This is a genomic window from Streptomyces sp. NPDC093064, assembly GCF_044754605.1.
In the GTDB taxonomy this organism is placed as follows: Bacteria; Actinomycetota; Actinomycetes; order Streptomycetales; family Streptomycetaceae; genus Streptomyces.
Genome location: NZ_JBIVPK010000065.1, coordinates 1 through 8,743 on the forward strand (window position 1 = coordinate 1; position 8,743 = coordinate 8,743).

General features: G+C 71.7%; 8 protein-coding genes. 6 read left to right on the forward strand and 2 right to left on the reverse strand.

Translation table 11 applies throughout. The annotated features are described in order from the left end of the window. The 5 genes from ACIQFZ_RS38695 to ACIQFZ_RS38715 all read left to right on the forward strand — a co-directional run. Positions 1 to 317 (forward strand): alpha-glucosidase C-terminal domain-containing protein (locus tag ACIQFZ_RS38695; protein WP_365436431.1); only part of this gene is annotated, 317 nt, incomplete at its 5' end. 29 nt (positions 318 to 346) lie between these two features. After that, entirely contained in the window at positions 347 to 1,735 is a 1,389-nt protein-coding gene (locus tag ACIQFZ_RS38700; protein ID WP_365436434.1) for a maltokinase N-terminal cap-like domain-containing protein, read from the forward strand. Positions 1,736 to 1,739: 4 nt separating this feature from the next. After that, a complete protein-coding gene (gene glgB, locus ACIQFZ_RS38705; protein ID WP_402693456.1) occupies positions 1,740 to 3,974 on the forward strand; it encodes a 1,4-alpha-glucan branching enzyme in 2,235 nt (744 codons plus the stop codon). A 133-nt stretch (positions 3,975 to 4,107) separates the two neighbouring features. Continuing rightward, the gene (locus tag ACIQFZ_RS38710) at positions 4,108 to 6,015 is read left to right on the forward strand and encodes an AMP-dependent synthetase/ligase (protein WP_402693457.1); all 1,908 of its coding nucleotides are present in this window, start codon (positions 4,108 to 4,110) and stop codon (positions 6,013 to 6,015) included. Positions 6,016 to 6,254: 239 nt separating this feature from the next. After that, a complete protein-coding gene (locus ACIQFZ_RS38715) occupies positions 6,255 to 6,689 on the forward strand; it encodes an ATP-binding protein (protein WP_365434039.1) in 435 nt (144 codons plus the stop codon). An 83-nt stretch (positions 6,690 to 6,772) separates the two neighbouring features. On the opposite strand, the gene ACIQFZ_RS38720 is transcribed toward ACIQFZ_RS38715, so the two are convergent. Together ACIQFZ_RS38720 and ACIQFZ_RS38725 are read right to left on the reverse strand one after the other, a co-directional pair. Continuing rightward, a complete protein-coding gene (locus tag ACIQFZ_RS38720) occupies positions 6,773 to 7,144 on the reverse strand; it encodes a PRC-barrel domain-containing protein (RefSeq protein ID WP_365434036.1) in 372 nt (123 codons plus the stop codon). Positions 7,145 to 7,299: 155 nt separating this feature from the next. Beyond that, positions 7,300 to 7,770 (reverse strand): STAS domain-containing protein, encoded by a 471-nt coding sequence (locus tag ACIQFZ_RS38725; protein ID WP_402693458.1) that lies wholly within the window; start codon positions 7,768 to 7,770, stop codon positions 7,300 to 7,302. Between the two features lie 251 nt (positions 7,771 to 8,021). Between ACIQFZ_RS38725 and ACIQFZ_RS38730 the strand changes: the two genes are divergently transcribed. Next, positions 8,022 to 8,743: HAMP domain-containing protein (locus ACIQFZ_RS38730; RefSeq protein WP_384097499.1), on the forward strand; the 722-nt coding region annotated here is incomplete at its 3' end.

Below are 8,743 nucleotides of genomic sequence, written 5' to 3' on the forward strand. Positions count from 1 at the left end.
TCGAGATCCGCAAACAGAACCCCGCCTTCGGACTCGGCTCCTACACCGAACTCCAGTCCTCCAACCCCGCGGTCATCGCCTTCCTGCGCGAGTACAAGGACGATCTGGTCCTCTGCGTCCACAACTTCTCCCGCTTCGCCCAGCCCACCGAACTCGACCTGCGGGCCTTCCAGGAACGCCACCCGGTCGAGCTCATCGGCGGAGTCCGCTTCCCGGCCATCGGTGAACTCCCCTACCTGCTCACCCTGGCCGGCCACGGGTTCTACTGGTTCCGGCTCGCCTCCAACGTCGCATCCCGGACCGGCCGACGCGTGTGAGCGTGCGGCCGACGAAAGGAGGCGTGACCATGCCGAAGACCGCATCGCTGACGCCGAGCGCCGCGAGCCTGGCCGGGCCCATGGCCTCACTCAACTCGCTGCTGCGTGAATGGCTGCCGCAGCAGCGCTGGTTCGCCGGCAAGGACCGGCCCGTCACCGATCTGCGTCTGCTGTCGATGACGGAGCTGTTCCCGGGCTGTCTGCATCTGCTCGTCCACGCCGAGCACGCGGGCGTCCCCTCCGGTCCCGGCACGGTCCCCGCCCCCACCGGCACGCCCGCCGCGCCGCCCGCCGACTGCTACCAACTGCTCCTCGGCGTACGGCGGCAGCTGGCCCCGCGCCTGCACCGGGCGTTCATCGGCCGCCCCGAGGAGGGGCCGCTGGCCGGCCTCGCGATCTACGACGCGCTGTGCGACCCGCGCTCGGCCCAGCTGCTGCTGGAGCGGATGCGCCACCCCGGCGCCTCGGTCCCGCTGCACTTCGAGGCGGACCCGTCCGTACTGATCCCCGGTGGCCTGGTGCCCAGGCTGCTGGACGCCGAGCAGTCCAACTCCTCGATCGTGTACGGGGACGAGTTCATCCTGAAGGTGTTCCGCCGCATCCAGCCGGGCGTCAACCCGGACCTGGAGGTGCCGTGGGCCCTGGCCGGGCAGGACTGCACCCGGGTGCCCGCCCCGGTGGCCTGGTTCCACACCACGCAACCGGAGCCCGCGACGCTCGGGGTGCTCCAGCCGTTCCTGCGCGACGCGGCCGACGGCTGGACGCTGGCCCTGCGGGCCCTGGCCACCGGTGACGACTTCACCACCCAGGCGCACCAGTTGGGGCAGGCGACCGCGGAGGTCCACCTGGCGCTGGCCGGTGCCTTCCCCACCGGTGCCCACCAGGACATCGCGCGCACCGCCGCGACGATGACCGAACATCTGGAGGCCGCCGCGCACAGCGTCGCCGCGCTGCGCCCGTACGCGACCCGGCTGCGCACCGCGTTCGCCGCGCTGGCCAGCTGCGACGCCGGTCCGCCCGCCCAGCGCGTGCACGGCGACCTGCACCTCGGCCAGGTGCTGCGGGCCGGGCGCGAGTGGTTCGTCATCGACTTCGAGGGCGAGCCGTCGCGTCCGCTCGCCGAGCGCCGCATCCCCGAGTCCCCGGTGCGGGACGTGGCGGGGATGCTGCGCTCCTTCGACTACGCCGCCCGCCAGCGCCGCCCCTGGCGCCCGGAGTGGGCGCGCCGCTGCCGGGAGGCGTACTGCGCCGGCTACGCCTCCCGCGCCGGCTGGGACCCCCGCAAGAAACACGCCCTGCTGCGGGCCTACGAGACGGACCGTGCCGTGTACGAAGTGCTGTACGAGGCCCGGCACCGCCCCGACTGGCTCGCCGTACCGATGGCGGCGATCGAACGTCTCGCCGTGAGAGGAGGCTGAACCGGTGGCACTGCGCGACACGTCACTTCCCGAGCCGTCCGGCCCCGTCCTGCCCGCGGCGGCACAGGCCCGAACGGCCCCGCCGCTCGATCCCGCCGACCGTGAGCGCCTGCTGTCCGGCGCCCACCACGACCCGCACGCGCTGCTCGGCGCGCATCCGGTGCCGGGCGGGATCGCCCTGCGGGTGCTGCGTCCCTTCGCCCGCGCGGTGAGCGTGGTCGTGGACGGCATGCGCACCCCGCTCGCCTCGGAGGGCGACGGACTGTTCTCGGCCGTACTGCCCCTGGCCGCGATCCCCGACTACACCCTGGTGGTCGGCTACGAGCGGGACGAGTACGAGGTCCACGACCCCTACCGCTTCCTGCCCGCCCTCGGCGAGCTGGACCTGCACCTGATCCGGGAGGGCCGGCACGAGCAGCTGTGGCAGGCGCTGGGCGCGGAGCCGATGACCCACCAGGGCGTGCGGGGCACCCGGTTCACGGTGTGGGCGCCGAACGCCCGGGGCGTGCGGGTGGCCGGCGACTTCAGCCACTGGGACGGCACCGCCTTCCCGATGCGCTCGCTGGGCGCGGCAGGCGTCTGGGAGCTGTTCCTGCCCGGGATCGGCGAGGGCGCGAAGTACAAGTTCGAGATCACCTCGCAGTACGGCGGCCGGTTCCTCAAGGCCGACCCGATGGCACGGCGCACCGAGGTGCCGCCCGCCACCGCGTCCGTCGTGACGGCCGCCCACCACGAGTGGGGCGACCAGGAGTGGATGGCGCACCGCGCGGACACCCCGGTGCACGAGGCGCCGTTCTCGGTGTACGAGGTCCACCTGCCGTCCTGGCGGCCGGGGCTGACGTACCGCGAACTGGCCGAGCGACTGCCCGCGTACGTCAAGGACCTGGGCTTCACGCACGTGGAACTGATGCCGGTCGCCGAGCACCCCTTCGGGCCGTCCTGGGGCTACCAGGTCACCTCCTACTACGCCCCGACCGCGCGCCTGGGCTCGCCGGACGACTTCCGGTACTTCGTCGACGCCTGCCACCGGGCCGGGATCGGCGTGATCATGGACTGGGTGCCGGCGCACTTCCCCAAGGACGACTGGGCGCTGGCCCGCTTCGACGGGGACCCGCTGTACGAGCCGGGGAACGCGCAGCGCGCCGAGCACCCCGACTGGGGGACGTACGAGTTCGACTTCGCCCGCACGGAGGTGCGCAACTTCCTGGTCGCGAACGCCGTGTACTGGTGCGAGGAGTTCCACGTCGACGGCCTGCGCGTGGACGCGGTGGCCTCCATGCTCTACCTGGACTACTCGCGCGACTCCGACCAGTGGACGCCCAACGCGTACGGCGGCCGGGAGGACCTGGACGCGATGGCGTTCCTCCAGGAGATGAACGCCACCGTGTACCGGCGCGCCCCGGGCGTGGTGACCATCGCCGAGGAGTCGACCGCCTGGGGCGGGGTGACCGCGCCGACCGACAGCGGCGGCCTGGGCTTCGGGCTGAAGTGGAACATGGGCTGGATGCACGACTCGCTCCAGTACATGAGCAAGGAGCCGGTGCACCGCAAGTACCACCACCACGAGATGACCTTCGCGATGGTGTACGCCTACAGCGAGAACTACGTCCTGCCGATCTCGCACGACGAGGTGGTGCACGGCAAGCGTTCGCTGGTGTCGAAGATGCCCGGCGACTGGTGGCAGCGACGCGCGAACCACCGCGCGTACCTGGGCTTCATGTGGGCCCACCCGGGCAAGCAACTGCTGTTCATGGGCCAGGAGTTCGCCCAGGGAGGTGAGTTCTCCGAGCAGCACGGGCCCGAGTGGTGGCTGCTCGACGAGGACTACTGCGCCGCGGGCGACCACCGCGGGGTGCGGGACCTGGTGCGCGACCTCAACACGCTCTACCGGGCCACACCGGCCCTGTGGGAGCGCGACACCCGGCCCGAGGGCTTCCGCTGGGTGGCCGTGGACGCAGCCGACGACAACGTCTACGCGTTCCTGCGCCACGACGCGGCCGGCGCTCCGCTGCTGGCGGTGTCGAACTTCTCCCCCGTGGTGCGCGAGGACTACCGCCTGGACGTGCCGGGCGAGGTCACCGCGTGGCGCGAGGTCATGAACACCGACGCCGCCCGCTACGGCGGCGGCGGCGTCGCCAACCCCGGGACGCTCGAACCGGAGGGCGGGCCGGACGACGGGCACATCAGGCTCACGCTGCCGCCGCTCGCCACGCTCTGGCTGACTCCGTACCCCGCCTGAGCGGGCGGGGGCGGGAGGAACGGGGCTACTTCCCGGTTCGGGGCCCGTGACGCGCTGACCTGGGCTACATTCGATCCGCGTCGACCACCCCACTCATCGGCGGAGTCACCTCCGTGAACCCCAGGAGCAGCGCATGCGCGACTTCGCCCTCGCTCCGTCCGCCGTCGCCCCGCTGACCGGCGGGCTCGCCGACAGCGTCTTCGAGACCGCACAGACCCGTCCCACCCTGCCGGTGCTCGCGCGCCGCGCCGACCCCTCCTCCCCGGTGTGGGAGGAGGTGACCGCCGTGGAGCTGCGGGACCAGGTGACCGACCTGGCCAGAGGGCTGGTCGCCGCCAAGATCTCGCCCGGCCACCGCGTGGCGGTCATGGCCCGCACCCGGTACGAGTGGACGGTCCTCGCGTACGCGCTGTGGGCGGTCGGCGCCGAGGTCGTCCCGATCTACCCGACCTCCTCGCGCGAGCAGGTCGAGTGGATCCTGCGGGACTCCGAGTGCGTGGCCGTCGTCGTCGAGGACGAGCAGGGCGTGATGACGGTCGGCCCGGTGTGCGCGACGCTGCCCCGGCTCCGGCACGTGTGGCAGCTGGACGCGGGGGCGCTGGAGCACCTGGTGCAACGGGGAGCGGTGATACCGCCGACCACGGTGGACTCGCTGCGCCGGATCGTGCTGCCGGACGCGACCGCGGCGATCGCGTACACCTCCGGCACGACGGGCCGCGCCCTGGGCTGCGCGCTGAGCCACCGCGCGCTGGCGAGCCCCTGCGACACGCTGCTGGCCGGCTGGGGGCACACCGCCGCACCGTCCGGTGAGCAGGCGTCGGTACTCGCCTTCCTGCCCTTCTCGCACGTGTACGGGCTGATGGTCCAGGGCCTGTGCATCCGCGGCGGCATCCTGATGGGCCACGAACCGGAGCTGGGCGAGGAGGCGCTGACGTCGGCGCTGCGCACGTTCAGGCCGACGTACTTCTACGCCGTGCCCTCCGTCTTCGAGAAGATCTACAAGAACTTCCTGCACGCGGCCCGGCAGTCCGGCCGCGGCGCGCTGTTCGAGCGGGCGGCCGACACCGCCCGGGACTTCGCCGCGGCGCTGGAGCGGCAGCGGCTGGGCCGGGGGCCGGGTCCCGGGCTCGACCTGCGGCTGCAACACGCCCTGTACGAGCGGACGGTGTACCGCAAGCTGCGGACCGCACTGGGCGGCAGGGTGGTCCGCGCCACTTCCGGAGGCTCCCCGCTCAGCCGCGAACTCACCTTGTTCTACGAGGGCATCGGCATCTACGTGCACGACGGATACGGGCTCACGGAGACCGCGGGCGGCATCACCATGCAGCCGCTGGGCCGGGAGAAGTCGGGGACCGTGGGCACGGCGCTGCCGGGCACGGCGATCGAGGTCGCGGACGACGGGGAGATCCTGGTCCAGGGGCCGTCGGTGTTCCAGGGGTACGTGGGCGACGAGGCCGCGACCCGGGCCGCGCTGCGCGACGGCTGGCTGGCCACGGGGGACATCGGGAAGCTGGACGCCGAGGGTTATCTGACGATCACCGGGCGCAAGAAGGACATCATCGTCACCAGCGGCGGCAAGAGCGTGGCCCCGGCCCCGCTGGAGCAGCGGCTGCGGATGCATCCGCTGATCCAGCAGGCGGTGGTCGTGGGCGACAACCGGCCCTGCGTGGGGGCGCTGATCACCCTGGACCCGGAGTTCCTGGCCCACTGGCGTGCCGCGCTGACGTTGCAGGGTGACGCGCCGGAGCAGGAGGCGCGCGAGGAGAACGCGCTGCGGGAGGAGATCGAGCGGGCGGTCGCCGCCGCGAACAGCGCCGTCTCCCGCTCGGAGTCCATCCGGGTCTTCCGGGTGCTGCCCGCGCCCTTCGACGTGGCCGGCGGGCTGCTCACACCGTCGATGAAGCTGCGCAGGGACGTCATCGTGCGGCACTACGCGGTCGAGATCGACGCCATGTACCAGGCGCGGAGCCGCTCCCCGCGCCGGGACACCGCGCACGACCCGATGGCCGACTGGGACGACTCCGACAACGTCTTCCGCTGACGCGGGCCGGAAAACACCGGCCCCGTACGGGGCCGGCTGCTGCTGCCGGATTCCCTGCCGCCGACCTGCCGCCGACCGCCTCCTGCCTGCTCAGTGCTGCCGTCCGCCCCCTGCCGACTGCCTGCCTTCCGCTGCCTGCGACGCCCAAGCGTAGGCTCCGCGCCCCTGGGAACAAGACAGTGGACGCAAGGGAAAGAAAGGACGACAGCCCGGCCGACGGGGCCGGGCCGGAAGGCGAGATGGCATTCGAGCCGCCTGGGGACGACACACTGGCCAGCGAGGGCATTCCGAGCCGCACCGCCCGCTTCGCGGGTGAGTTGCACCATGTCACGGGTGCGCGACTCGCCGCGGAGGAGTTCCTCGATGAGGTCGCACGGCTCTCGCTGCCGGCGGCACCCGAGCACTGGGACGACATCCTGCTGGTGGTCACGGAACTCGCGGCGAACGCGGTGCAGTACGCGCCGGGGCCGTTCGAGCTGCGGATGCGGCGCACTTTCGACGGGGTGCACGTGACGCTCAGCGACACCAGCACCACACAGCCGGCCCCGCGGCCGTTCCGCCCCAGCCGGGGCGGCGGCGGCATCGGCTGGCACCTGATCCACACCCTGTGCGACCAGGTGAGCGTGGTGGTCAACGATCACGGCAAGGACGTGCACGCCTTCCTGCCCTGGTGAGCCCCGATCACCCGGAGCCCCGACTGCGGACGGGGTCCGGGCTCGGTCACGGTGTCAGGACCCGACCGGCGGGCCGCACCGGTTCAGGCGCTGGTCGCCTGGCGGGGTGGAAGCCCGTGGTAATAGGCACCCACCCGCGTCAGGTACTCCGGGTCCCTGGTCTCGCTGTCGGTCCTGAAGGGCGGCGCCGCCTTGATCTGCCCGCGCGAACAGGCGACCGTGATCCTCCGCTCCGCGGAGTCGATGCCGGCGACCATGCCGACCGGCACCAGCATGCTCCTGCCGAACACCCACACCCCGGTGTCCACGACCAGGTGCCGCATCCCGGAGTGGCCGCCCTCCCGGTCCACGTGGCCCACGGTGCCGTCGGTGGCGACGACGGTGAAGCCGGTCAGGTCCTCTTCCTCGGTACGAGCGACCTGCGGCGGATACGACCAGATTCTTTCTATGGTCACGCTGCTCCTTCCTCCCCGGGCTGACGTGTCACGAGTCTCGGGCCGGCGGTCCCGGTCCGTCGGCTCCCACCGCACCAACTACCCTTCTCCGACCACGGCATTCGGCGCCGCGCCGCGAAGAGCGGGGGTGCGGGAGGCTCGGTCGCCGCGCGGGCTCAGATCGCCGGCGGACGAGCGGGCCCGGTGGCGTCCTCGGGCGCCGAGATGTCCTGGGGCGCGGAGGTGTTCTCGGGCCGGCAGGTGAGCAGTTCCAGCGTTCCGGTCATGTCCAGCAACCGCTCCAGGACGGCCGGACGCTCGTCCAGGTGGAGTGCGACGCCCGCCTCGTCCACGAGGCGCCGGATCTGGAGCAGCGCGGACAGGCCGGAGGAGTCGACGCTCTCGAGTCGCGAGAACTCCAGGCGTACGTCGGCGACCGGGTGCCGGGCCGCGTGACGCCGGGTGAGCACCACGGTCACCGCGTCCAGGAGTTGGCCGCGGGTGAGGTAGTCGAGGTCGCCTCCCACACGTACCACGACGACGGATCCACGAATTTCCACCGAAAGAGTGAAGGGCGATGGCGGCATTGTTGTCATACGGACGTTTCCGGGGCCGGGGTGTTCGGGTTCTTTCGAACGGAGCGTCATGCGTCAAGACGTCCGCGTACCCCTGAACCCCGAGGTCATGCACGGCCTGCGGGGGTGAATACACCGGGCTGGATATTGACGCAAGTGTTTTGTTCGGGGTGGTCCGGGTGGGTTAGCCTTCGGCGTATTTCTCATCACGCAGATCCGTGAAATCACGGAAATGCACGCACGTCGGCGGGCCCGCGGCGGCCCGTTGGAGATGTCCGAGTCCTCACCGGCGAGGACTCCTGGGGAGCGGGACGAGGGTGCGTATGACCAGCGACAGAACCGAGGTCCTCGACGCCGTGCCGGGCGACCGGGAGCTGCGGCAACTCCTGGCCGGCCTGACGGCCGTGCGGGACGGCGACTTCGGCACGCGCCTGCCGGAGGACGCCGACGGGCTCATGGGCGACATCGCGACCGTGTTCAACGGCATGGTCGACCAGTTGTCCGTGTTCACCTCCGAAGTCACCCGGGTGGCCCGGGAGGTCGGCACCGAGGGCACGCTCGGCGGTCAGGCGGAGGTGCCGGGGGTCTCGGGCACCTGGGCCGATCTGACCGACTCGGTCAATGCCATGGCGGGCAACCTCACCACCCAGGTGCGGGACATCGCGCAGGTGGCGACGGCGGTGGCCAAGGGTGATCTGTCGCAGAAGATCGACGTGCCCGCGCGCGGCGAGATCCTGCAACTGAAGGAGACCGTCAACACGATGGTCGACCAGCTCTCCGCCTTCGCCGACGAAGTCACCCGCGTCGCCCGCGAGGTCGGCACCGAAGGGCGCCTCGGCGGACAGGCAAAGGTGCCCAGCGTGGCGGGTGTGTGGCGGGACCTGACCGACTCCGTCAACTTCATGGCGGGCAACCTCACCGCCCAGGTCCGCAACGTCGCCCAGGTGACGACCGCGGTGGCCAAGGGCGACCTCTCCCAGAAGATCACCGTCGACGCCCGCGGCGAGATCCTCGAACTCAAGAACACCATCAACACGATGGTCGA

Coding starts and splice junctions, on each gene's coding strand:
- ACIQFZ_RS38725 (WP_402693458.1), bottom strand. CDS start 7,770: ATGACGCTCCGTTCGAAAGAACCCGAACACCCCGGCCCCGGAAACGTC.
- ACIQFZ_RS38700 (WP_365436434.1), top strand. CDS start 347: ATGCCGAAGACCGCATCGCTGACGCCGAGCGCCGCGAGCCTGGCCGGG.
- ACIQFZ_RS38710 (WP_402693457.1), top strand. CDS start 4,108: ATGCGCGACTTCGCCCTCGCTCCGTCCGCCGTCGCCCCGCTGACCGGC.
- ACIQFZ_RS38715 (WP_365434039.1), top strand. CDS start 6,255: ATGGCATTCGAGCCGCCTGGGGACGACACACTGGCCAGCGAGGGCATT.